The organism is Hymenobacter sp. HSC-4F20 (assembly GCF_019599275.1).
Classification (GTDB): domain Bacteria; phylum Bacteroidota; class Bacteroidia; order Cytophagales; family Hymenobacteraceae; genus Hymenobacter.
In genome coordinates this window covers 502,711-525,414 of sequence record NZ_JAHZTD010000003.1, presented here as the reverse complement: position 1 = coordinate 525,414, position 22,704 = coordinate 502,711, and the positions used below count along the sequence as shown (strand labels likewise).

General features: G+C 59.8%; 18 protein-coding genes. 5 read left to right on the top strand and 13 right to left on the bottom strand.

The features are described from left to right. The first annotated feature begins 114 nt into the window (after positions 1–114). Together K3G63_RS18255 and ureG are read left to right on the top strand one after the other, a co-directional pair. On the top strand, positions 115–798 hold the full coding sequence (locus K3G63_RS18255) for an urease accessory protein UreF (RefSeq protein ID WP_220615547.1): 684 nt from the start codon (positions 115–117) through the stop codon (positions 796–798). 72 nt (positions 799–870) lie between these two features. After that, entirely contained in the window at positions 871–1,623 is a 753-nt protein-coding gene (gene ureG / locus K3G63_RS18250; protein ID WP_220615546.1) for an urease accessory protein UreG, read from the top strand. A 25-nt stretch (positions 1,624–1,648) separates the two neighbouring features. Here ureG and K3G63_RS18245 read toward each other — a convergent pair whose 3' ends face one another. Further along, positions 1,649–2,536, bottom strand: coding sequence for an urease accessory protein UreD (locus K3G63_RS18245; RefSeq protein ID WP_220615545.1), 888 nt, complete (start codon positions 2,534–2,536; stop codon positions 1,649–1,651). 159 nt (positions 2,537–2,695) lie between these two features. On the opposite strand from K3G63_RS18245, the gene K3G63_RS18240 reads away from it, so the two are divergent. Next, entirely contained in the window at positions 2,696–4,735 is a 2,040-nt protein-coding gene (locus K3G63_RS18240; protein ID WP_220615544.1) for a S9 family peptidase, read from the top strand. Between the two features lie 67 nt (positions 4,736–4,802). On the opposite strand, the gene K3G63_RS18235 is transcribed toward K3G63_RS18240, so the two are convergent. The 12 genes from K3G63_RS18235 to K3G63_RS18180 all read right to left on the bottom strand — a co-directional run bounded on the left by K3G63_RS18235 (position 4,803) and on the right by K3G63_RS18180 (position 20,483). Further along, positions 4,803–5,186: a hypothetical protein gene (locus K3G63_RS18235; protein ID WP_220615543.1), complete on the bottom strand. Its 384-nt coding sequence runs from the start codon at positions 5,184–5,186 to the stop codon at positions 4,803–4,805. A 71-nt stretch (positions 5,187–5,257) separates the two neighbouring features. Next, entirely contained in the window at positions 5,258–5,632 is a 375-nt protein-coding gene (locus K3G63_RS18230; RefSeq protein ID WP_220615542.1) for a PH domain-containing protein, read from the bottom strand. A 121-nt stretch (positions 5,633–5,753) separates the two neighbouring features. After that, positions 5,754–8,117 (bottom strand): M1 family metallopeptidase, encoded by a 2,364-nt coding sequence (locus tag K3G63_RS18225; protein WP_220615541.1) that lies wholly within the window; start codon positions 8,115–8,117, stop codon positions 5,754–5,756. A gap of 128 nt (positions 8,118–8,245) precedes the next feature. After that, positions 8,246–8,851 carry a HupE/UreJ family protein gene (locus tag K3G63_RS18220; RefSeq protein WP_220615540.1) on the bottom strand — a complete coding sequence of 202 codons (606 nt, stop codon included), beginning with the start codon at positions 8,849–8,851 and terminating at the stop codon, positions 8,246–8,248. Between the two features lie 204 nt (positions 8,852–9,055). Next, entirely contained in the window at positions 9,056–12,820 is a 3,765-nt protein-coding gene (locus tag K3G63_RS18215) for a T9SS type A sorting domain-containing protein (protein WP_220615539.1), read from the bottom strand. Between the two features lie 426 nt (positions 12,821–13,246). Further along, complete coding sequence (locus K3G63_RS18210; protein ID WP_220615538.1) at positions 13,247–14,458, bottom strand: hypothetical protein; 1,212 nt, start codon at positions 14,456–14,458, stop codon at positions 13,247–13,249. Positions 14,459–14,633: 175 nt separating this feature from the next. Then, positions 14,634–14,963, bottom strand: a complete 330-nt coding sequence (locus K3G63_RS18205; RefSeq protein WP_220615537.1) for a hypothetical protein — start codon at positions 14,961–14,963, stop codon at positions 14,634–14,636. Positions 14,964–15,112: 149 nt separating this feature from the next. Next, positions 15,113–17,728 carry an ATP-dependent chaperone ClpB gene (gene clpB / locus K3G63_RS18200; RefSeq protein ID WP_220615536.1) on the bottom strand — a complete coding sequence of 872 codons (2,616 nt, stop codon included), beginning with the start codon at positions 17,726–17,728 and terminating at the stop codon, positions 15,113–15,115. Positions 17,729–18,079: 351 nt separating this feature from the next. Continuing rightward, positions 18,080–18,544: a hypothetical protein gene (locus K3G63_RS18195; RefSeq protein ID WP_220615535.1), complete on the bottom strand. Its 465-nt coding sequence runs from the start codon at positions 18,542–18,544 to the stop codon at positions 18,080–18,082. 45 nt (positions 18,545–18,589) lie between these two features. Beyond that, positions 18,590–19,165, bottom strand: coding sequence for a hypothetical protein (locus tag K3G63_RS18190; protein WP_220615534.1), 576 nt, complete (start codon positions 19,163–19,165; stop codon positions 18,590–18,592). A gap of 84 nt (positions 19,166–19,249) precedes the next feature. Continuing rightward, a complete protein-coding gene (gene bla / locus K3G63_RS18185; RefSeq protein WP_220615533.1) occupies positions 19,250–20,179 on the bottom strand; it encodes a subclass B3 metallo-beta-lactamase in 930 nt (309 codons plus the stop codon). Between the two features lie 109 nt (positions 20,180–20,288). Beyond that, positions 20,289–20,483: a hypothetical protein gene (locus K3G63_RS18180; RefSeq protein ID WP_220615532.1), complete on the bottom strand. Its 195-nt coding sequence runs from the start codon at positions 20,481–20,483 to the stop codon at positions 20,289–20,291. A gap of 781 nt (positions 20,484–21,264) precedes the next feature. Here K3G63_RS18180 and K3G63_RS18175 point away from each other — a divergent pair. After that, positions 21,265–21,756 (top strand): hypothetical protein, encoded by a 492-nt coding sequence (locus K3G63_RS18175; RefSeq protein ID WP_220615531.1) that lies wholly within the window; start codon positions 21,265–21,267, stop codon positions 21,754–21,756. Positions 21,757–22,427: 671 nt separating this feature from the next. Beyond that, entirely contained in the window at positions 22,428–22,679 is a 252-nt protein-coding gene (locus K3G63_RS18170) for a hypothetical protein (RefSeq protein ID WP_220615530.1), read from the top strand. The last annotated feature ends 25 nt before the right edge of the window (positions 22,680–22,704 follow it).

Here is a 22,704-nt window from a genome sequence, read left to right as displayed (position 1 = left end):
GCCCTCTGCCGAATATAAGGGCTACCCTAATTAAGCAGTAAGAGCCCACCCTTCAGCCTGATAAAGAGGCGACGACAAGCAGATTACCTACCCCTCTCAAATTGTTTTCTTCCCGTGTCTACCCGTTTGGCCCGCCTGCTTCACCTCGCCGATTCGGCCCTGCCGACGGGCGGCTTTGCGTATTCCTACGGGTTGGAAAGTAGCCGCACGTTTGGGCTGGTGCGCAGCCAAAGCGGCTTGCGCAACTACCTGTACTCGTATTTGCAGCAGGTAGTAGGGCTGGAAATTCCATTTCTGAACTCCTGCTTCCAGATAAGCCTGCCCGCTGATGCGGAGCTGCTGACGCTCGTGGTAAGCGAATACGACGCGCAGCTGTTGGTTCCGGCCCTGCACAAGGGCAGCCTCACCCAGGGCAAAACCTGGCTGCGGGTACTACACTCGTTTCAGCCGGAAGCAGGGGTAGCAGCGCTGGCTGAGTGGTTTGCCCAGGAAGAAGTACCGCTGCATTTCGTGCCGGTGCTGGCCCTGAGCCTGGCCCGGCTGGGATACGCACTGCCCGAAGTTCATACCCTCTACCTGCACCTGGCCCTGCGCGACCAAATTAGTGCGGCCATTCGCCTGGGGTGCGTGGGGCCCATGGAAGGGCACCGGCTGCAGCATGAGTTCTACGCCATTTTCGATGACCTGCTGGCCGGTGCCCAAGCCCTGGATTACCGCGCGGCCACCCGGTCTGCCAGCCTGCTCGACGCCGCCCAGATGCTGCATGAGCAGGTCTATTCGCGTCTTTTTCAAAACTGACCAGGATGCGGCGGTAGCGCTATTGCTTGTCCGTTTCTGTTTCTAACACTCTCTTATCCTTCACTTCGCACCATGGCCTTCATCGATAAACTCGCCCTGCTGCTTCATGGCCACACCCACGAGTACTACGAGTCGCCGGGCGACTATGCGCAACGTGAAACGCGGCGGCTGCCTTCGCACCGCAACTTTCGGCAGCGGGCTTTCACCGTGGGCATTGGTGGGCCGGTGGGCACGGGCAAAACGGCCCTGCTGAAAGCCCTGTGCGAGCGGCTGCGCCATGAGTTTGAGCTGGGGGTAGTAACCAACGACATCTTCACCCGCGAAGACGCCGAGTTTCTTATCCGGCATAGCGCCCTCAGCGAAGACCGCATTGTGGGCGTGGAAACCGGCGGCTGCCCCCACGCCGCCATCCGCGAGGATATTTCCTTGAATATGGATGCGCTGGAAGGCCTCATGACGCGCTTCGACCACCAGCTTGACTACCTGTTTGTGGAAAGCGGCGGCGACAACCTGGCGGCCCACTTCAGCCGTGAGCTGGTCGATTACTCCATCTATGTCATTGACGTATCGGGCGGCGACAAGGTGCCGCGCAAGGGCGGCCCCGGCATCACCCAGTCAGACCTGCTGGTCATCAACAAAACCGACCTGGCCGAGCTAGTGAGGGCCGACCTGGGCGTGATGGACCTGGACGCCCGGCGCATGCGCGGCGAGGGGCCGTTTCTGTTTGCCCGCGCTCTGCACGGCCATGGCCTCGACGACATCATTCAGCATATTCACGCCGCCAAAGCCCGCGCCCTGGAATCGGTGCGCGAGGATAGAAGGTAAGCAGCGCCAGTATAGAAAGAGCCCCCTAGTATTTCCGGAGGCCCGGATGATACCCCAACAGGTCCGGGGCTGCTAAGGCCTCGTGCAAGGCTGCGTAGATGGGCTGCAATGCGTGGCGGCTGGTGCCAAAGGCGCGCAGCAGGTGCACCCCCGGCCGGACGGCGGTAACCGCTACCACGCACTCCTGGGTAAAAAGCTCGGGCGAAAGTCCGTCGCGGGAGTGGGGCTGCTGGGTTTCCAGCGTCTGCCGAAGCCGGTGGAACCGGGCGTCCGTTGGGCTGCCAACCAGGTACACGGCCAAGGAAGTTTGGTACCGGTCGAAGTGAGCGGGGGAGGTAGCAATATGCTCGGCGGGGCGAAAAGCAAACCGATCCAGGACCAGCAGCCTACCCCCCACACTTACCCGCAACTCCGACTCGTAGGACGTAAACGCGAATTGCTCGCCACTATCCATGCGGCCCGAGTGGAACCAGTCGGCCAGCAGCAGCAGGGCCCCGGGGGCCAAGTGCCAATGCTGGTGCTGACGGTAGCGGCTCTGGGCCTGCAGCACCACGGGGTCGGGCAGCACGGCCGCCAGGCTACCCGGCTCCAGGGCAGCTTCGGTAAGTTGTTCGGCTACGCTACCCTCCGGCGAGCGGTAAATGCGGGTGTTGGCCTGGGTGCCCAGCAAGAAACGCGCGCCCATGCGCCCTACAACCTGCAGCCGGATTACGTCGCCGGCCAGCAGGCCGCCCCCGTAGCTGGAAAGCACTATGTGGCAGCTGCCGCCGGCGGCCCGTGGGTTCAGCAGCTTCAGCGGCTGCACACTGCGGCTCATCGTCAGTACCGAGTAGTCCCGGACGCAGCTTATTTCCAGCTTGCTCCACTGGGAAGGGGTAGGGGGAGTAGGAAGAAAGGCTGACGCAGGTTCCAAGGCAGAGAGAAAAGACGATAAGCAGGACTGATTCCGGGCTCTGAGCAAAGTAACCCCTAAATCTTATTCGGCTGGCTACTATCTTCAGTAAGCAGGCGGGCGCAACTTCACTTCTCGAGCGCCGTCCTTGTTCCCTTTCCTCGTTTCTCCTCTGACTACATGAAAAAGCTACTACTTCTGCTGGGAGTGCTGGCCCCGGCGGCGGCGTGGGCACAATCGGCCCCGCACCCGCTCACGGCCCGCGACCTGCAGCAGCTGCGCGACGTAAAAGACGCCCACTTCTCGCCCGATGGGCAGTGGGTTACCTACGTAGTCAGCCAAGCCGATACGGCCGCCGATAAAAACAACGCCGACGTGTGGATGGCCCGCTACGACGGCAGCCGCAACCTGCGCGTAACCACCAGCCCCGACAACGAAACCAGCCCCCGCTTCTCGCCCGACGGTACGTACCTCAGCTTTTTGTCGAGTAGGGGCGAGGGCGAGGAAGGCCACGCCCAGCTTTGGCTGCTGAACCGCAACGGGGGCGAGGCCGAGAAAGTCACCAAGCTGAAAGGCAGCGTGCAGGACTACGTGTGGGCCCCCGATGGCAAGCGCCTGGCCCTCATCATCCGCGACGCTGACCCCGACTCACTTACCCAGGTGCAGCGGGCCAAAAAGAAAACCCCGCCGGTTATTGTCATTGACCGGTTTCAGTTCAAGCAGGACGTGGATGGCTACCTCAACAAGCAGCGCCAACACCTGTACGTGTTCGATGTGGCCACGCGCAAGCTGGTGAACCTCACGCCCGGCCGCTACGATGAGCACGCTCCCGCCTGGAGCCCCGACAGCAAGCAGCTGGTGTTCGTGAGCAAGCGCGGCGAAGACCCTGACCGCCACGACAACTTCGACTTGTACGCTATAGACGCTACCCCCGGCGCCCAGCCGCGCCAGCTCACCACTACCGACGTAGCCGACAGCGCCCCCAGCAACTGGAGCGGCCGCCCCGCCTGGAGCCCCGATGGCAAACAGATTGCCTTCGTGGAAGGCGGACCTAAAGAGCAGTTAGTCTATGGCCTGCACCAGCTGGCCGTTATTCCGGCTACGGGTGGCACGCCCCGGCTGCTCACCCAGGGCCTTGACCGCAACACCCTGAAACCGCAATGGTCCAAAGATGGCAAGAGCCTGTACTTCCTGCTAGAAGACGACCGCGCCCAGGTGCTGGCCCGGGTGTCGGCCACCGGCGGCAAGGTGGAGCGGGTGCTCGATGGCCAGCGCGAAATCACGGAGTTTGAGCTGGGGCCGAAAGGCCAGGTAGTGGTTGTGAACAGCGAGCCGCTGCTGCCCGACGAGGTGTTTGCTTTCGAGAAGAAAGGCCTGCGCCCGCTCTCCAAGCAGAATGACGCCTGGCTGAAAACCGTGCAGCTGGGGGCCGTGGAGCCCATTCAGGCCAAAAGCAAGGACGGTACCCTGGTCAGTGGGTTTGTGGTGAAGCCGGTGGGCTACCAGGCCGGCCAGAAGTACCCTACGGTACTGCGGATTCACGGCGGGCCCGTGTCTCAGTTTGCGTACAGCTTCTCGCCGGAGTGGCAGGTGCTGGCGGCCCGCGGCTACGCGGTGGTAGCCAGCAACCCGCGCGGTAGCTCGGGCCGGGGCCTGGAATACTGCCGCGCCATCTACGCCGACTGGGGCAACAAGGACTCCGACGACGCCCTGGCCGTGGTGGACTACGCCGTGCAGCAGGGGGTAGCCGACCCAGGCCGGCTGGGCGTGGGCGGCTGGAGCTACGGCGGCATCCTCACCGACCACCTCATTGCCCGCGACAAGCGCTTCAAGGCTGCCACCAGCGGCGCGGGCATTGCCAACGTGCTGGCCGGCTACGGCACCGACCAGTACATCCGCGACTACGAAACTGAGTTGGGCACCCCCTGGGACCATACCGACGTGTGGATGCGCATTTCCTACCCCTTCTTCCACGCCGGCCAGATCAACACGCCCACGCTGTTTCTCTGCGGGGAAAAGGACTTCAACGTGCCCCTGCTTAACACCGAGCAGATGTACCAGGCCTTGCAAAGTCGGAAGGTGCCCACCCAGCTGATCATCTACCCGGGCCAGTTCCACGGCATCAGCAAGCCCAGCTACGTGAAGGACCGCTACGACCGGTACCTGGCCTGGTACGACAAGTACCTGAAAGCCGGAAGCACCAGCGCTGGCGGCCAGTAAGAGCCGTTATGATCAACAAAAAAAGCCCGTGGCGTATATGCCCCGGGCTTTTTTACTGGCTAACAATCTATTTGCTGCAACGCGGGGACTCTACTACCATCTGGGGCACGTCGAACCTCTGGTAGATGGCCAGGCACGGGCGCGAAGCGGCTTCCTGAGCCGTGGGGTTGCGCAGCGCAAAGGTAATCTTCCGGCCTGGCTCGGCCCCGGTCGGCAGCTCAGAGTACGTACCAACTACGTGCGTACGTAAAGTGTCGCGGTACATGATGGTATTGCCGAAGTTTACATTCTCATCCAGCTGCAGGAGCATGCCGTTGCAACTGAGCCCGAGCACCCGCACGGAAACACAGCTCAGATCGGGCTCCTGCGCCTCTTCCTCAGTCTGGCAGCTAACTAGCAGGCCTAGCAGAAACAGGCTGCCCAAGGTTATGGAGAGTAACGAACGCATCATAGGGGAAGGAAGTAGAGGTTACTACCAAGAGCTGCCTACTGGCCAGATGGTTGCACGTCACTACCTCCGCGCTACAGCGCAAACTCGCTCAGGGCCCGGTACACGTCGTGAATGTTCTTGTCGTTGCGGAAGGTCTTGCTGATGGGCTCCGTTTGGCCGCGCACCCAGATTTTAATTTCCGCATCTAGGTCGAAGTGGCCGGTGGTTTCCATGGAAAACCGCTCGATGCTGCGATAGGGTAGGCTTAGGTACTCGCGCTTCTTACCCGTCACGCCCTGCTTATCCACCAAAATCAGGCGCTTGGTAGTGAATACCAGCAGGTCGCGCACTACGGCGTAGGCCGCGCGCACGGTTTCGCCCGGAGCCAGGAGCTGGCTGAGTTCGAGTTGAATTTCCTGGGCGTCGGTTTCGGCGGCGTTGCCGAGGAGGGCATCAAGGAGTCCCATAGAGGTAAGGGTGAGGTGGAAAGATGGAGAGGAAGCTAAAACAAAAGCGCCGGACTACAGAGTAATCCGGCGCTTTTCGCTTAAAAGGCGGTGTCATTCCGAGCCAAGCGAGGAATGACAGTTAGTTGGTGCCGCCCGGGGAGGTAGTGCCGTTCACCGGCTTCTGCTCCTTCTGTTGCAGGGCCGACTGTTGTTGCATGGGGTTGGGCTGGGCGCGCTGCTGGTACTCGAACAGCTCGAAACGCGAAGGTGCGGCTTTCTGGGGCCAGGCATTGTTCGAGAGGTCGGTGTCGGCAGTTTGCTGGAAGGGGTCCAGCACGAAGCTTACCACTGGCTTTTCGGTGATAAACACCTTGGTTACCTCGGCGTTATTCTTCCGCCAGATTTCAGCCGGAATGTTCATGATTTCCTGCTTGCCATCCTCATAAGTCATTTGCACAATCACGGGCATGGTAAGGCCGCCTTTGTTTTTCAGGCTTACCTCGTAGAAGTTCAGGCCGTTGCTCAGGCGCTGCTGCTGCTCAGGGCTCATGCCTTTTATCAACTGCTGGTAGCGCTGCTTGTCGGCTTCGGTGGTGGCCAGCGGGTCGTAGTTGTTATAGAAGTCCTTTAGGTCGGGCTTCTCATCTACCAGCGTCTTCTGAATGTCCTGGAGGTTGCGCTGCTGCGAAATGCTCTGGGGCGCCTTATTGATCATTTCGCGCTTGCGGGCATTTTCAATTTCGGGGTTCTTGGAATCCACCGTGTACCATTTCACGCCGTCGATGGCCAGGTCGGTCTTATCCACGGAATAGAACCAGCCGCGCCAGAACCAGTCGAGGTCTACGCCCGAGGCATCTTCCATAGTGCGGAAGAAGTCGGCGGGGGTAGGGTGCTTGTAGGCCCAACGCTCGGCATACTCCTTGAAGGCGTAGTCGAAGAGCTGGCGGCCCATGATGGTTTCGCGCAGGATGTTCAGGCCGGTAGCAGGCTTGCCGTACGCATTGTTGCCAAACTGCAGCACCGATTCCGAGTTGGTCATGATGGGCGTCTGCAGGCTCTTGTCCGTCTGCATGTAGGCGACGATGTTGGCCGGCTCGCCGCGCTTGGAGGGGTAGTTCCGCTCCCACTCTTGCTCCGTGAGGTACTGCACAAAGGTGTTCAGGCCCTCGTCCATCCACGTCCACTGGCGCTCATCGGAGTTCACAATCATGGGGAAGAAGTTGTGGCCTACCTCGTGGATAATCACCGAAATCATGCCATACTTCCGGTCGGCCGAGTAGGTACCGTCCTTCTCGGGGCGGCCGCCGTTAAAGCAGATCATGGGGTACTCCATGCCGCCCACCGGACCGTGCACCGAAATGGCCACCGGGTACTGGTAGGGGATGGTGAACTTCGAGTAGGTTTTGATGGTGTGCGCCACTACTTCCGTGGAGTACTTGCCCCACAGCGGGTTGCCTTCCTTGGGGTAGTAGCTCATGCACATCACGGGCGTGCCGTTCTGCTTGATGCCCATGGCATCCCAGATAAACTTCCGCGAAGAAGCCCAGGCAAAGTCGCGCACGTTTTTGGCGGCGAAAGTCCAGGTTTTGGTGCCTTTGGCGCGCTTTAGCTCCGCCTGCTCCGCCTCCAGGGGCGAGACAATCAGAACGGGCTTCTTGGCGTTTTTGGCCTGCTCCAGGCGCTGGCGCTGGGTCGAGGTTAGCACTTCCGAAGCGTTCTGCAGGGTGCCGGTAGCCCCCACTACGTGGTCGGCGGGGGCCGTGATGCTTACGCGGTAGTCGCCGAAGGGCAGGGCAAACTCGCCGTTGCCCAGGAACTGCTTGTGCTGCCAGCCCTGGTTGTCGGAGTACACCGCCATGCGGGGGTAGAACTGCGCAATTTCGTAGAGGTAGTTTTTGTCCTCCGGGAAATACTCGTAGCCCGAGCGTTGGTTAATTTTGGTTTGGTCGTTGATATTGTAGGCCCACTTAATGCTGAACGTGACGGCCTGCTTGGGCCGCAGCGGCGTCGGCAGGTCAATGCGCATCATGGTGTGGTTGATGACGTAGGGCAGGGCCTTGCCGCCCTTCATCTTCACTTCCGCAATCTTGAAGCCCCCATCAAACTCGCTGCGCTGCAGGTAATCCAGCGCCTGAAACGACATGCGCGGCTGAATCTGGCCTACTTCGGTAGCGGTAGTAATCGAGTTTTTGTCGAGGATGTTCTGGTCGAGCTGCACCCACAGGTAGGTCAGCACGTCGGGCGAGAGGTTGGTGTAGGTAATGTCCTCGTCGCCGGAAATCGACTGTTTCGCGTCGTCCAGCTTTACCCGGATGTTGTAGTCGGCGCGCTGCTGCCAGTACTCGCTGCCGGGCGCGCCCGAGGCCGTCCGGTAGGAGTTAGGGGTCGGCAGCAGAGTTTCCAGCTGGGCGAATTTATCGGTGCCGGAGTTAGTGTTCTGCGCCGCCGCCGGCAAGGCCAGCAGCGCCGCCAGCCCGGCGGCCAGCAGAGTAGGTTTCAGCATATAGGTAAAAGGGGAGAAAAAGGCAGAATTGGGTTGAAACGCAGGCGGCGGCAACTGCTACCCGCCGCGTGCGGCGAAAGACACACCCGCCCGCGGCGGGTTGCAAATCAAGTTCACTACGGTACCACTTAGCCCACCAAAAGAGTGAGGGCAATACCTAACGCAGCGCCGGTGGTTACCAGGAGCCAGTCGCGGCGGGTTACGGTAAAGATACGCAGTAACACGAAGCCAATCAGCAAGATGAGTCCCACAATCAGCAGCTGGCCTAGCTCGACGCCCAGGTTGAAGCTGAGCAGCTCCAGCACTGGCCGGCTCTGTCGGCCCAGCAGCTGGCGCAGGTAGCTGGAAAAACCCAGCCCATGAATCAGCCCGAACACCGCAGCCAGCAGGTTGGGTAAGGTCAGGACGAGGCCGGATGCCTCGGGCCGTTCCCCGGGCCGGCTGGCCGGCCGGCCAGCCCGCGCCAGGTTCAGCAGGCAGGTGAGAACAATAGTTATCGGAATCAGGGTTTCGATCAGGTCCGGCGAGTAGCTGACCACGTCGAGAGTGGCCAGGGCCAGCGTAATAGAGTGGCCCACGGTAAAGCTGGTAACCAGCGCTACTACCCGCCGCCAGTCTTGCAGCACGTAGGGCGCGCACAGCGCCAGCAGAAACACGAGGTGGTCGTAGGCCTGCAGGTTGAAGATGTGGTGAAACCCAAGCTGCAGATAGGTGGTGAAAACGGAAGGCGACATCAGAGCAAAGCTACGGCCTACCCGCCAGATGCGTATTCACCTGCCGCTGCCTGGCCTAGCACCGGCCGCCAGTCTGCCCGCCGTTGCCAACCGCCAAGCCCGCCGGGTGCGCGCCCTTGTCCGCGACTAACGAGGGCCATCGGCAGCAAAAATGCCCCGCCGGAAAGCCGACGGGGCATTGCCTTGAGTAAGCCAAGAAGCTGCTTACTGCTTCACGATGCGGCGAACATCCAGGCCCCCCTCTGTGCGGGCGCGTAGCAGATATACGCCGCTGGGTAACTGGCTCAGGTCCAGGGGCTGGTCGAGGCGGCCGGCTGGTACGGTTAGTGTGCGCACGGGTTGGCCCACGCTGTTATACACCGTCAGCTCCACCGCTTTCGAGTAGCCCTGCAGCTTCAGGGTCAGGCGACCATCGGAGGTAGGGTTAGGATAAATCATGAGCGAGGAGCCAGCCAGAGGCTTCACGCTGGTAGTGACTACCAGCGGCTGCGAAGCTGGCGAGGCGCAGCCCTGCGCCGAGGTAGTGACTACGGTGTAGGTACCATACTGCGCGGCAGCGCTAACCACGTAGGTAGAATTGGTAGCGCCGGGAATAGCCGTGCCGTTCAGGTACCACTGGTTGCCGGTAGCCGCGCTGCTGGTCAGGGTAGTGGTGCTGCCGCTGTAGGTGGCCGTAACCGTGGGCCGGGCCGGGGTAGCGTTAATCGTGACAGTAGTCGTAGCTGTTACCGCCGCGCAGCCTCCCGAAGCGGCCACGCTATTGGTGACCGTGTACGTGCCGGGAGTGCTGGAGGCCAGCGTAATGGCGCCAGTGGCCGCATTTATCGTCAGGCCGGTAGTGCTGCTGAAGGTGCCAGCCGTAGCTCCCGTTGCCAGGGCAGGGGTGGGAGTGGCGGCGTCACCCGAGCAGAAGCTGGCGCTGGCATAGCTAAAGCCGGCGGTGGCCGGAGCCGTAATGGTTACCGTGGCCGTAGCCGTAGCAGCGGCGCAGCCTCCGGCAGCAGCTACGGTGTTGGTAATGGTGTAGGTGCCCGGCGTGCTGGTGCTCGGCGTGATGGCGCCGGTAGTCGGGTTCAGGGTCAGGCCAGCCGTGCTGCTGAAAGTGCCGGCCGTGGCGTCCGTGGCCAGTGTGGGAGCTACCGCGCCGCTGGCGGAAGTGCAGAAGCTGGTGCTGGCGTAGCTGAAGCCCGCCGCAGCCGGGGCCGTAATGGTCACCTGGAACGTGGCGCTGGAGGGGCAGCTGCCGCCTACCGAGTTGGTAATGGTGTACGTGCCCGGCTTACTGACAGACAAATCAATGGTTCCGGTAGCAGCGTCCAGCACCAACCCCGTGGTGCTGCTAAACGTGCCGGCCGTAGCTCCAGTAGCCAGGGTTGGGGTGGGGTTAGCCGTGCCGGAGGTGCAGAAGCTGCTGGCCGCGTAGCTGAAGCCCGCCGTGGTAGCGGGGTTTACCGTTACCTCAACAGGAGTTGAGGTGGTTGAGCAGCCGCTGGTATTGCTTACCGTTACCGCGTACGACGCGCTGGCCGTAACGGTGGTGGTATACGTAGCGGCAGTAGCGCCAGCAATGGGCTGGCCGTTGCGCAAAAACTGGTAAAACACAGTGCCCGTGCTGGCCGGAGCCGTGAGCGTGAGCGTACCCGAGCCGCAGAAGGTAGTGGCGGAGGTAGCCGTGAGGGTAGCCACCGGGGCCGGCGTTACGGTAACGGTAACAGGCTGGGAAAACACGGTACGGCCATCTACAGTGCGCAGCACGGCCCGGAAAGTGGACGTCTGCGTGAGGTTGCTGAAGGTCAGCGTAGGGGAAGTAGTAGTGCCGGCCACGTCTTGGAAGCCCGCGCCCGTATCTACCTGGTAACCCACAATGGTACCGCTGTAGTTGGTGAGCGTGAGCGTGCCGCCAATGCCGGGGCAGCCGCCCGCAATGCTGCTGCTCAGTACCCCACCTTCCTGCTGCGTATTGGCCAGCACGAAGTACTCCTGGCCGCTAGTCAGGCTGGCGGTGGAAAACAAGCCCGTGGTGGGCGTGCTGGTTGGGGCACCACCCACCGACGTGTAGGGCCCGGTCGGGGCGGCGGCCTGCGCCACTACCGCCGAGGAAACATTGCCTACCACGTCGTCCGAGCCGTAGCTGAGTTGCACGGTGGCCGAGGCCGGGAGCGGCCCCTGTACCCGGGCGTAGCGGGTAGTGTTAATTACCGTTAGCGGGGCAGTACGCGTGGCTGCGGGCGTGCCGCTGAGTACGGTAGCCGTAAAGGTTTGCATGCCGGTAGTAGTCAGGCCGCTTACTACGATGGGACGCCAAGCGGTGGCGTCCCCCACGGCAAACGTGCGCGCCGCCACTGATGAGCTATTGATCTGAATAGCCAGGGGCCCTTGTACGTAGCTGGCAGCCGAGCCGGTGGGTGGGCTGGCTGTTTGCAGCGTCAGCAGGTTGGTGGCTGTAGTAGCCAGCTTGCCGCTGGTAAGTACCAGGTTATCGGCCACGGTCAGCGGAGTGCCCAGCGTCAGGCCGGCGGCGTTGTTAAGCGTGAGCGTGCCCACTGCCGAAAAGGTGCCCGTGCCACCCAGCGTCTGGGCAGTAGTGCCGGTAAAGGCCAGCCGGCCGCTGGTGGCCGTGAGCGTGCCATTGTTGGTAATGCCCGGGCCACGGTAGGTTAGCTCCAGTACCCCCACGTCCAGAGACGTACCTGAGTTAATGGTAACCGGGCCGTAGATAGTGGTAGGAGCGCCGAGGGCTACCGTTTTGGCGTTGGTGGTATTGTCAATGACCAGGCCCGGTACGTTACCCCCGATTCTGAAGTTAAAATTGGTGGCCGTGGCCCCCGAGCCGACTTGCAGCGTCCCGCCCGTGTAGTTCATGGTACCCAGCACGTTGTAGTCGTTGCCCGGCGTAACCGCCCCGTTGCGGTTCACCAGCACGATGGTACCGCCCGAGATGTTCTGCACGTTGGCCGGGTCGTTGCTCAGCAGCCCAAAGGAAGCAAATGCGCTGGTGGAGGGCGCCTGCGTCAGTACGCTGATAGTGCCTCCGCTCTGAGTAAAGGTAATGGGCGCTGTGGATGCCGCATTCAGGCGGCCAGCCACGTTCAGGGCCCCACCTTCCACCGTCAGAGCGGCCCCGCTGCCAAAGCCCAACGAGTTGCCCGAGCTGCTACCAATGGTGTACGTGCCCGCCGACACGCGCAGCAGTCCGTTGTTGGTCACGGAGCCATTCTGGCCTACTACCGTAAAATTTGGGTTACTCAGCCAGATGCCTCCTGTGGCCGGGATGATGTAGGAAGCCGACTGCACCACTTTATTGGTGAGCGTAGCTGTACCCGCCAGCCGCAAAATGCCGGTCATGTAATCGGCCGCCGGCGAGCCGGCGCGTGTTATCAGGAAGCCCGTGCCGGTGCTAGGCGTGCCCGCCGCGCCCTGCACCGCCAGATTCGGCAAATCCAGGCTTACCACATCCGTCGCGGCGGCTTTGCCCAATGAGAGGCTTTGCAGATCCGTGGTACCCGTGCCGCTAAAGCTGGCATTTCCCGCGCCCGTAAACCGCAGCTCCGAGCCCACGGTAGCCGTGCCGGTGGTGTTACTCAGGTCCAGGGTGCCGTTGTTGAGCAGGCTGCCGGCTACCTGCAGCTGGTACGCCGTGCTGGCCGAGGTCAGCAGGGAAGCGCCGCCGGCAACGGTCAGGTTGCCGCAGGTGGCATTCACGTCCAGCGTAACCGTAGCGCCACTCGCAATGGTTACCTCGTCGTTGGCTGTGGGCACTACGCCCCCAACCCAGGTAGTGGCGTCGCTCCAGTTGCCGCCCGTAGCGGTGGAGCTGATAGCGGCCTGCGGAGCACGCGCGCCTTGCCGTACACTAGTAGCCGCCGACACAGGCCGCTTTTGTGCTACGGCTCCGGAAAAAGACAACAGCCCCAGCAACGCCACGGCAAGTGGCCGGCCAAGGCTGGTCATAGTAATGGTTCGCATCATGGTGATGGAAGTAAGGGTGGGAACGATAGAGAAAGGAAAGAGTCTGGAAAATACTGGCCGAAGCCGAGCCTATAACGGATAGCCCTACGTTTTGGCTGGCTGCTAAGCTCCGAAAAATATAGTATGATACTTTACTGTGATTATATTGAATTAAAAATAATTTTCGACTTCCTGCTTGCTCTCTGTTACCTACGCTCCCCCGGCTAAGCAAACGCCGGCCAAGCGAAGCCGGCCGGTATGTACAAATATGCCACCCGAAAAGATGGACCTAGTTGCTGTTGTGTGTTCCGAAGAAGGAGCAGACGGTCCGCTACCGGAAGAATGTATTGTCAAGACTGCGGGTAGTCGGATAAAAAACGCAAAGCCCCGCCGGCAGTGGGGCCGGCGGGGCGTAGTCGCACCCTGCCTGGGTAGTGCACAATCCGTTTAATGGTCGCCCTCGCCGCTTAGGTCCGCCCCAATCATGACGATGCGGGAAGGGGCGCCCCCTACGCTGAAGGTGTGCTTTTCCTGGAGGGTGGCTTTGTCCAGCATGTGCACCTTGCCCTGAGTGGGGTTGGTCAGGTACACGTTGGTTTTGGAGGCTGTCAGGAAAGGGGCGGTGGCCGTTACGTCCGGAATAAGGGTGGAAACCGACTTCTCCACTTTCTTCGCCCCCGTAGTCCCGTCAAAAACCAGCAGCTTGCCGTCAGCCTGCAGCACCAGAATATCCTGGCCTGCCGCGTCATACAATGCCCGGGTATAGTGCGTGATGCCGCCTACGCTCGTGAAGGTGTTGGTCGTTGGGTTAACTAGGTGCAGCCCCGCCGTGGCACTCATCCCCAGGAAAGCTTTGGCAGATGCGCCGTAACTAAGGCTGGACAGCCAGTTGGAGCCAAAAGCCGCGGGGTAGGGCAACAGCTCCTGCTGGCCCCCGTCCCGTACCTTAAGAATACCCTGCGGTGTGCCGAACAGGGCCAGCGTACCATTGGTAGCGTTGCCATGGATGTTGGTAACCGCAATAGTAGCAGCGCCGCCCACTTCCTGGCCCTGCGTATTGACGATTTTCACCCGCCAAGGCGTCGCGCCGGTGGCTGCCTTATCGGAAACGGCAAACGTGTTGTTGCTGAACGTGACAACGGCACCGTGGTGCGCTGCGCCCACCGGAACAGGAGTAGTAGAAGCCGCCGTGTGCAAGCTGGCTTCATCAGTTAGATGCAGGTGGCCGTCCCCATCCCCGAAAATAGCAATGCTGCTGCCCTGCACGCTAAAGTGAGCCGGCTTCACGGCCCCCGATTTGGTGAGAGCCCATTTGGGCGTGCCCTTCACGTGAGCGTGGTCGCCGTGAGCTTCAATGCCACTGTCGAAAAACTCGACCGAATTGTTCGCCCCCGATACAAAAGCGGCAAAGCGGCCGCTGCCCGTGGGGTACATGGTAGCGCCGCCAAAGCTGGCCTGAAAGCTTTCCTGCGTCTGCTTGCTGGGCGTGAGCAGGGTAACGGCCCGGCTCGTTTGGTCAGTCACCAGCAGGCGTACGTGCTGGCTTTCTGTTCGGGCTGGCTCAGGTGCGGCGCTTTCCGTGTCGTTTTTATCGCACGAAGAAAGGGAGCCGGCCAGGAGAAAGGACGAGTAAATAACCGTGCGGGTCAAGGTCTTCATAGAAGCGGAAAGGAGTAAGATGAATAATGCGCAAATGTATATATGAAACATTGTTGCAAATATTAATATGCCATTAAAAAACCTGTCAGCCAGTGCTGACAGGTTTTTTAATGGCGCTAAGACCAGGAGGCTACAGTGGATAAGATGCCTGACCTTATACGGGTAGCACCCCACGTTATTGATTGCGGCGGAAGATATAGGTAGTAACAGGGCCACCCTGGGTACCACCCCCAGCCGTGCTTACGATGTGGTAGCCTTCCTGGTAGAGGCGGTCGACAACCTGCTGAATCTGGGCAGCACTTTCCTGCTGGTCTTTATCTCCTACTGCTCCCGGTGTTTTGACCGTTTCGGTTTTGCCGTTGCCGTAGCTGATTACCAGGTTCCGATGATTGATAATCTCATATACGCGCACCACAACGGTAGGGCTGGGGGTTTGCGCCCGGCTGGCGGCGGGCAAAAAGCTGAGGCCCACGCATAGGGCCAGGGCGCTGAGAAAGGTTTTCATGGGGAGTAGAGGGTAGGTATAAGCCGCTAGATACTGCTGAGGCGGTGGATTTACCAGATTTCTCGTACGGAATGTGCGCCGCCATACCAACAAAAAGCCCCGCCGGCGCACTGCCAGCGGGGCTTTTCCGTAGCGTAGTCGAACGGCGCTTACACGCCCGGTATTTCCACGTCCACATTCACGAAGCGAATCTGGTCGTCTTCCAGAGTGGCTTCTACTACGGCATCCTTGCTTACGCGGCCGGACAGGATGTCTTTCGACAGTTCGTTGAGCACCAGGCGCTGCAGCACCCGCTTCAAGGGGCGAGCCCCGAACTGCGGGTCGAAGCCTTGCTCGCCGAGGTAGTCCAGCACCTCGTCGGTAGCTTCCAGACGGATGCCCGCTTCTTCCAGGCGCTGCTGAATCTGACGGAACTGAATGTCCACGATGCGGCGGATTTCGCGACGCTTCAGGGGCTGGAACATCACAATTTCATCAATGCGGTTCAGGAACTCGGGGCGCATGTGACCTTTTAGGCGCTCCACCACTTCCTCGCGGGTGCGGTCTACCACTTCGTCATGGTTGTACTCGTTCAGCTCCTTGAAATTGCGCTGAATGATGTCGGCACCCGTGTTGGAGGTCATAATGATGATGGTGTTCTTGAAGTTCGCCACCCGGCCTTTGTTGTCGGTGAGGCGGCCATCATCCAGCACTTGCAGCAGGATGTTGAACACGTCGGGGTGGGCCTTCTCGATTTCGTCGAGCAGAATTACCGAGTACGGCTTGCGGCGCACGGCCTCCGTTAGCTGCCCACCTTCGTCGTAGCCTACGTAGCCGGGAGGCGCCCCAATCAGGCGCGACACGGCATGACGCTCCTGGTACTCACTCATATCGATGCGAACCATGCTGTTCTCATCGTTGAACAGGTACTCGGCCAACGCCTTCGCCAGCTCGGTTTTCCCTACCCCTGTTGTACCCAGGAAGATAAACGAGCCAATCGGCCGCTTGGGGTCCTGGAGGCCAGCCCGCGAACGACGCACGGCATCCGAAATAGCCGCAATGGCTTCCGACTGACCCGCTACCCGCTTGCCCAGCTCAGTTTCGAGGTTCAGGAGCTTCTCGCGGTCCGACTGTAACATCTTGCTTACCGGAATGCCCGTCCACTTGGCTACCACTTCGGCAATGTCCTCGTGGGTTACCACTTCCTGCAGCATATGGCCGCCGTCTTTGTTGGCGTTGGCTTCATCCTGCAGGGTTTTGAGCTTGGCTTCGGCTTCCTGGATTTTACCGTAGCGCAGCTCGGCCACGCGGCCGTAGTCGCCCTGGCGCTCGGCTTGCTCGGCTTCCAGCTTGTAGCGTTCAATGGCTTCCTTCTGCTCCTGGATGTTGGTCAGCACCGATTTCTCATTTTCCCACTGCGCCTTCAGGGCGTCGCGCTGGCTGGAGAGGTCGGCAATTTCCTTGTTGAGCACGTTCTCCCGGTCGTGGTTTTCTTCCCGGCGGATGGCTTCGCGCTCAATTTCCAGCTGCATAATGCGGCGCTGCACCTCATCCAGCTCCACTGGCATGGAGTTCAGCTCAATGCGCAGTTTAGCCGCAGCTTCGTCCATCAGGTCGATGGCCTTGTCGGGCAGGAACCGGTCGGTGATGTAGCGGCTCGATAGCTCTACGGCGGCAATAACGGCGTCGTCCGTAATCCGCACCCCGTGGTGCAGCTCGTACTTTTCCTTGATGCCGCGCATGATGCTGATGGCGTCCTCTACGGTCGGCTCATCCACCATCACGGCCTGGAAACGGCGCTCCAGAGCCTTATCCTTCTCGATATACTTCTGGTACTCCTTAAGGGTAGTGGCCCCGATGGAGTGCAGCTCACCGCGCGCCAGAGCCGGCTTGAGCAGGTTGGCCGCATCCATGGCACCCTCGCCGCCGGCACCGGCGCCAATCAGCGTGTGCATCTCGTCGATGAACAGGATGATCTGGCCTTCGGAGTCGGTTACTTCTTTGATAACGGACTTGAGGCGCTCCTCAAACTCACCCTTGTACTTGGCGCCGGCAATAAGCAGGCCCATGTCCAGGGACATAATGACTTTATCCTTTAGGTTCTCAGGTACGTCGCCGGCCACAATGCGCTGGGCCAGGCCCTCCACAATGGCAGTTTTACCGACGCCCGGCTCGCCCAGCAGGACGGGGTTGTTCTTGGTGCGGCGGCTCAGGATCTGGAGGACGCGGCGGATTTCCTCGTCGCGGCCGATAACCGGGTCCATCTTGCCGGTTCGTACCTGCTCGTTGAGGTTGCGGGCGTAGCGGTTGAGGCTCTGGTATTGGTCTTCGGCGGTCTGTGAGGTCACCTTGCGGCCCCCGCGCAGCTCCTTGATGGCCGCTTTCAGGTCTTTCTCGTTGAAGCCGGCGTCCTTCATCAGGGTAGCTACAGCGTCTTTGCCGCCCAGCAGCCCCAGCAGCAGGTGCTCCACCGACACGTACTCATCATCGAACTCCTTCAGGAAGCCGGTAGCGCGCTGCAGAGCGGCGGCGGCTTCGTTGGAGAGGTAAGGTGAGCCTCCGCTTACTTTGGGGTAGCCCGCTACTAGTGCATCGAGGCGGGGCGTGAGGATGTTCAGGTTCACGCCCAGCTTCTTAGCCAGAAACGACAGAACGTTCTCGTCGCTCTGGAAGAGGCCCTTCAGCAGGTGGCCGGTTTCAATGGCCTGCTGCTGGTTGCCCCCGGCAATTTCAGTGGCCTTCTGCACGGCCTCCTGTGCCTTGATGGTATAGTTATTAAAGTTCATGGTTGCTAGGGTCTAGGTAGGTGCTTCGGGTTAGGAAGTTCTACGAGATGCTTAGCAAACGGGGTGCAGAAGAGCTTATGCTGACGTTTTGTCTGAAAAATTGTAAATCAGCTAAATTGAATGTGTCATAATTGCATATGAAAGGCCTGCTCATATAAAGCAAGTTGTCATAATTCAGGGCTTACCCTTCGCCTAATCCGGCAACTGACAACCTCAACGTAGTCATAATGAGCGTGAGTGCAGTAGTGGCTAAAATAGTGAAAGGAATGCCTCAGAGCCTGAGTGATGAAGGGTATTCCCTTCTGAGTCCTAAGTTGATATGTTCAGGCTTGAACCACCGACCTTTCGCCACTAAGCTACCTGCTGTTTCGAGCCCAAACCATTAACGCTGGCCCGCCGAAACAGCCACCCTGCTACTACCCACAGCCCGGCGAAGACGGTGTTCAGCACAATCACCCACAGTACCCCCAGGTTCAGCTCAGGCCGCCAGATAGCCATGGCCACGAACGGAACCGCAAACTGCGTAAGCGCGGCAGCGAACATGGCCTTGGCCATGCCCTGCGGCTGGAGTTTCGCCACAATGGCCCCAATGAAGCCGACGGCCAGCACGCCAGCATATAGTAGGTTGGCCGGGTTATCTTCGCTACCAATAAATCCTACGGCCAGGTTGCCCCACACGAGCAGGAGGGAAGCGGCTACTGCTACGCCCGCAGCCAGTTTATACGCACCATTGCGTCCCCGGCTTGCTATCAACAGATACAAAAGCCCTGCGACAAGCAGCAGGATGCCAGCCATTACCAAGTGGGATGTGGTCATGTGAATAGTATGTAAGGTTCAGGGATGGTATGGTACTATACACCTCTAGGCCAACTGCCGGGTCGAGCCCGAGCTGGTGGCGCTGGCGCGCCGGAACAGCCAGCCCGAAACGGCCCATATAGCGGCGAAGGCTCCATTGGCTACCAGCACATTCACCAGCCGTACTTGGGGCTCGGCAGCGGCGCCCGTGGGCGTCCAGATAAACAGGGCTACAGCCGTAACCGCCACATAGGTTACTGCCGCCGCGAACATAGCATTGGACATGCCCAGGGGGCGAAAACGGGCTGCAAAGGCCCCAATGAGCGCAACGGCCAGTACTCCGAGATACAGCAGATTAGCCGGGTTTTCTTCACTTCCCACAAGCCCCACCGCCAGATTTGCCCACACGAGCAGAAGTCCGGCGGCTACCCCCACGCCGGCGGCCAGTTTGTAGGCAGTGTTGTTGCCCATCCTGGAAATCAGAACAAAGGTGAGCCCTGCTCCGAACAGCAAGATACCAGCGGCTATGAAGTCGCCGCCGCTCCAGGCCATGCCCGGAAGAAACAGCTTACCAGCCAGAGGAACAAGCAACAGGAGGCCAGTAGCCAGGGCAACGCGAAGAATACTTTTGCTGAGTGTCATGACAGGAATTAATTGAGGTGTAACATGAGCTGGGAAAACACTTTTGTTGCTGGTAGGTATTCTTTGCCTTTAGAAGGGTAACAGCTACATCTGCTGTTCTTTAAGCGCTCTGCGAAAAGCTGCTTCCGCCTTGGTAATGTCCGCCAAGTACCCGCCCCGGTCAATAAATGGCACCACCGGATCGGGGGCCGTGGTGCGTTCCTCTCCCTTGCGCTTCAAGCTAAACGAGCGTGCATGGGAGGAAAGGTAGATGTCGGCCGGAAGGCTCCGGAGTGTGACAAAGCTGCGTTCCAGCTCTTGCCGCAGCGCCGCATCGTATGTCCAATCAAACAAGGAGGTGGGCATGGGTAACGAGAGACTCCCGATGCTAACTGCTAGCAGCTCCCGGTTGCCGTCGCGGACGGGAAACTCCCACGTAGTACAGCCCGGCGTGTGGCCCGCCGTAACGTGTGCCGTAAGGCGGATAGATCCCAGCCTGATCTGCGCGCCATCCCGGAACCGGTGGTCTACGCGGGGTGCCGGATATTTCATCAGCCCGAGGTAGACCAGCCAGTTCACCGGCGCCATGTTTCGGTCGCTGGCCCCTCCCGACAAAAGTATATCGGCATCTCCCTCACTTGCCCACAGCTGCGCCCCGGATGCTTGCTGCAGCGCTGCCAGGCCGCCGGCATGGTCAAAGTGGGCGTGCGAGTTGAGCAGGATTTTTACGTCGGTGATGCGAAAGCCAAGCGTTGCAATATTCTTCAGAATCATTGGGGCAGTGCCGGGGTAACCGCCGTCGATCAGCACGTGGCCCGCGGGGCCGGTGAGCAAAAAGGACGTTACGTCGCGGGTGCCTACGTAGTAAAGGTTGCCGGCAATGCAAAACGGTTCCCGGGGCAGCTGTCCGCCGTTGTTAATGGCGGCCTTCCACTTCGGAATAATCAGCATGGCCGCCACGGTAAGCAGAACGGCAATGCCTGCCAGTACTTGGCGCTGTTGGCTCCTGCCGCTTTTTATCTTGAGGCTCGTCATGAGAAACAATAGGGCGGATTCTGCCAGGTCAGCTTGTTGCCTTAAGTACGCCACCAAAAGTACTTTGTTTTTCAAAGTTTACAAAGCTAAGCAGACGAATTTTGTTTCTTTAGCCTATCGGCTCAGGTAGTTGCCCTAAGAAGTACGCGTTGTGGGATGCTACCAGCAAGGGGCTAGGGTAGTGATGGAGGGTAGCCGTCAGGATTTCCAGCTCCCGAATGTCCGGGTTGTCGGTGAGCTTATCAGGCAAGAAGAGGTAGGGGGCTTGGGGGCCGACCAGCAGGTAGCACAGCAGCAACTGCATTTTCTTGGCTCTGCTCAACGTGTTGCGGCATTTGGCTCAGTACGCTTTGGTAAACAGGAAGCGGGGCAGCCACCTAGTTACTTCGTGCTCCTGGAGCCCAACAGTAGTAAGTAGCTGGGCTTTTTCGTGCACCGGAAGCTGATCTTGGAAGTGGAGAAGGGAACACTCCGAATCACTGGATACTGCCTTATTCACGGCCCAAGCCGGCATGTGGTGCGTAGACTCCAGCTTGTCCAGCAAGAGCCTGCTTAACGTGCTGTTGCGCGAGCTTTCCGGTCCACGCAGCCTCAGTTGCTCCCTGCTTCGAATCTGGAAGGTCAGGGATGCGGACCACAACACGTAGGGCCGTAGCTGTACTTCAGGCCGGGGGCCGAAACCAGAATCTTGCCTTGCGGGCAGGCTGGACTGACCGAAGTCATCGGTACCGGATACTTCCCGTCGCGGCTCACACGTACGCCGCTGCCCCACCAGGGCAAGCTTTTTTGGGTGAGGTAACTACCGCGTCCAGTTGGGTAAACAACGCGTTTTTGCCGGAATGCGAGTGCCCTGATACCGAAGCTGCTGCAGCGGCCGAAATACGGAAGTACGCCCGGGAGCTAAACCGCACAACTGCTCCGCCAGGGTCCTGCGCACTACGGCTCGCCGACTTTCATTCGGTTGTCAGGTGCGGATATGGTATCTTGCAACGTATTTTTTGGGTTTCTCCTCTAGCCTCCAGTAGGGTGCAGGACGCCACTTGCTGGTTGCCTGATGTGAAGCGACTCTCTTTTTATTTGTGGCTATGACTACTTCATCCCAGGCGCAGGATATGTCAATGCAGCGCGAAATCGGTGAGTTTTCCGGCATTTTGCAGCAGCAGGGAGTACACGCGGCGCTTAAGTACCTTAACAGCCGTACGCCGCACCAGTACACGGGGGTTTTTCGGTTCGATGGCGATATGCTGCGCAATGAGGTTTTGTTTGACCGCTACCACCCCACGGTAGAAAAAGGTGGGGATACGCCCATGGAAGCCACTTTCTGCTCCCTAGTAGGTCAGCAGCAAGCTCCGCTGGAAATTAAAGATGCTCAGGTTGATGCCCACGTGAAAGGCTTGATAGTCACCCCAGTTGTTTCGTACTGCGGTGTGCTCATCCGGGACGCGGTGAGCAGACCCTTCGGCACCCTGTGCCATTACGACATGCAGCGCTGTGAGGAGCGTACTTCCGACCTGCCGCTGCTGCAAGCTGCTGCTGGTTTGTTGTACCAGTATCTGCGCCCGACTCAGGCAGTGTAGTCCGGGTAGAACCGTGGCCGAATCAACGGCTCCCGTTTTCGGGTTGCGAGCGGCTGCCAGCTTGTGCCGTACGGAGTAGCGGCCATCGTGCAGGCGCAGGGCCCGTAGCTTAGCTACCTCATACTTGCGGCCAGACACTTGCGCATCGGTCCGGAATACGAGGCCGTTATCGGTAGCGAACTGTGGTATTGTCAGCTGGCCCTGTAAAGTGCCTTCGGTAGCCCTCACAAGGTAGCCCGGTTGGTTGTAGATACGACCTTGGGCGAAGGATAGGGTAGGCAGCAGCGCGGCAACAGTTGCCAGCGCGCATCAAGCAACCAGACGAGAAGGAAGCATGCAAAGCGAGAATAGTGCCCGGGGATACACAACAGACGCTTGCCTGATCCAGTGGCACGGGGACGAAAGACAGAACCAAATTAAAGGAGTCAGCGGGCAAAAGTAGTTGGGCTTACCGGAGGCTACCAGTGCTCAGGGCAGCGTATTTCCAGCGTGTACACGATAGAGACGAGTGCTTGCACGGAGCCGGCTTTGAGAAGCTAGTTATAGCTGAGCTACGCACGTGCGCCCGGTGCCTGGGAATAGACCGCCGGCTGACACTTATTTCTTTGGACTACAGCGCGCCAGCCGATAAATTTGTGTCCGCATTCTCTTATTCTGTACCGTTTTTGCTCATGTTGCTCGCTGATTTACTGGAATTAGGCTTTCGTGATTCCTCGGAGTGCCCGCCCGCCTGGCAGGACAAAGGGCGCGTGGTATGCCGGCACTTCGACAAAGCCCTGATCAGCGTGCTGTGGTATTCCGACTCTTCTGAAATTGAAGTTTTGGTGGGCCCGGTTCATTCTCCGCTGCTGCACTTTCGTTCTTCCCTCCTGACACTCTCGCACCTGCAATCCTTGTTGCGCGATTACTGGTCGGCGGCGTAGCCCGCTGGGGTGCCTGCGGTGGGCT

Excerpts from the sequence above, each read along its gene's own strand:
- ureG (WP_220615546.1), top strand. The coding sequence starts at position 871 with ATGGCCTTCATCGATAAACTCGCCCTGCTGCTTCATGGCCACACCCAC.
- K3G63_RS18240 (WP_220615544.1), top strand. The coding sequence starts at position 2,696 with ATGAAAAAGCTACTACTTCTGCTGGGAGTGCTGGCCCCGGCGGCGGCG.
- K3G63_RS18235 (WP_220615543.1), bottom strand. The coding sequence starts at position 5,186 with ATGATGCGTTCGTTACTCTCCATAACCTTGGGCAGCCTGTTTCTGCTA.
- K3G63_RS18230 (WP_220615542.1), bottom strand. The coding sequence starts at position 5,632 with ATGGGACTCCTTGATGCCCTCCTCGGCAACGCCGCCGAAACCGACGCC.
- K3G63_RS18225 (WP_220615541.1), bottom strand. The coding sequence starts at position 8,117 with ATGCTGAAACCTACTCTGCTGGCCGCCGGGCTGGCGGCGCTGCTGGCC.
- K3G63_RS18220 (WP_220615540.1), bottom strand. The coding sequence starts at position 8,851 with ATGTCGCCTTCCGTTTTCACCACCTATCTGCAGCTTGGGTTTCACCAC.
- K3G63_RS18215 (WP_220615539.1), bottom strand. The coding sequence starts at position 12,820 with ATGATGCGAACCATTACTATGACCAGCCTTGGCCGGCCACTTGCCGTG.
- K3G63_RS18210 (WP_220615538.1), bottom strand. The coding sequence starts at position 14,458 with ATGAAGACCTTGACCCGCACGGTTATTTACTCGTCCTTTCTCCTGGCC.
- K3G63_RS18205 (WP_220615537.1), bottom strand. The coding sequence starts at position 14,963 with ATGAAAACCTTTCTCAGCGCCCTGGCCCTATGCGTGGGCCTCAGCTTT.
- clpB (WP_220615536.1), bottom strand. The coding sequence starts at position 17,728 with ATGAACTTTAATAACTATACCATCAAGGCACAGGAGGCCGTGCAGAAG.
- K3G63_RS18195 (WP_220615535.1), bottom strand. The coding sequence starts at position 18,544 with ATGACCACATCCCACTTGGTAATGGCTGGCATCCTGCTGCTTGTCGCA.
- K3G63_RS18190 (WP_220615534.1), bottom strand. The coding sequence starts at position 19,165 with ATGACACTCAGCAAAAGTATTCTTCGCGTTGCCCTGGCTACTGGCCTC.
- bla (WP_220615533.1), bottom strand. The coding sequence starts at position 20,179 with ATGACGAGCCTCAAGATAAAAAGCGGCAGGAGCCAACAGCGCCAAGTA.
- K3G63_RS18180 (WP_220615532.1), bottom strand. The coding sequence starts at position 20,483 with ATGCAGTTGCTGCTGTGCTACCTGCTGGTCGGCCCCCAAGCCCCCTAC.
- K3G63_RS18175 (WP_220615531.1), top strand. The coding sequence starts at position 21,265 with ATGACTACTTCATCCCAGGCGCAGGATATGTCAATGCAGCGCGAAATC.
- K3G63_RS18170 (WP_220615530.1), top strand. The coding sequence starts at position 22,428 with ATGTTGCTCGCTGATTTACTGGAATTAGGCTTTCGTGATTCCTCGGAG.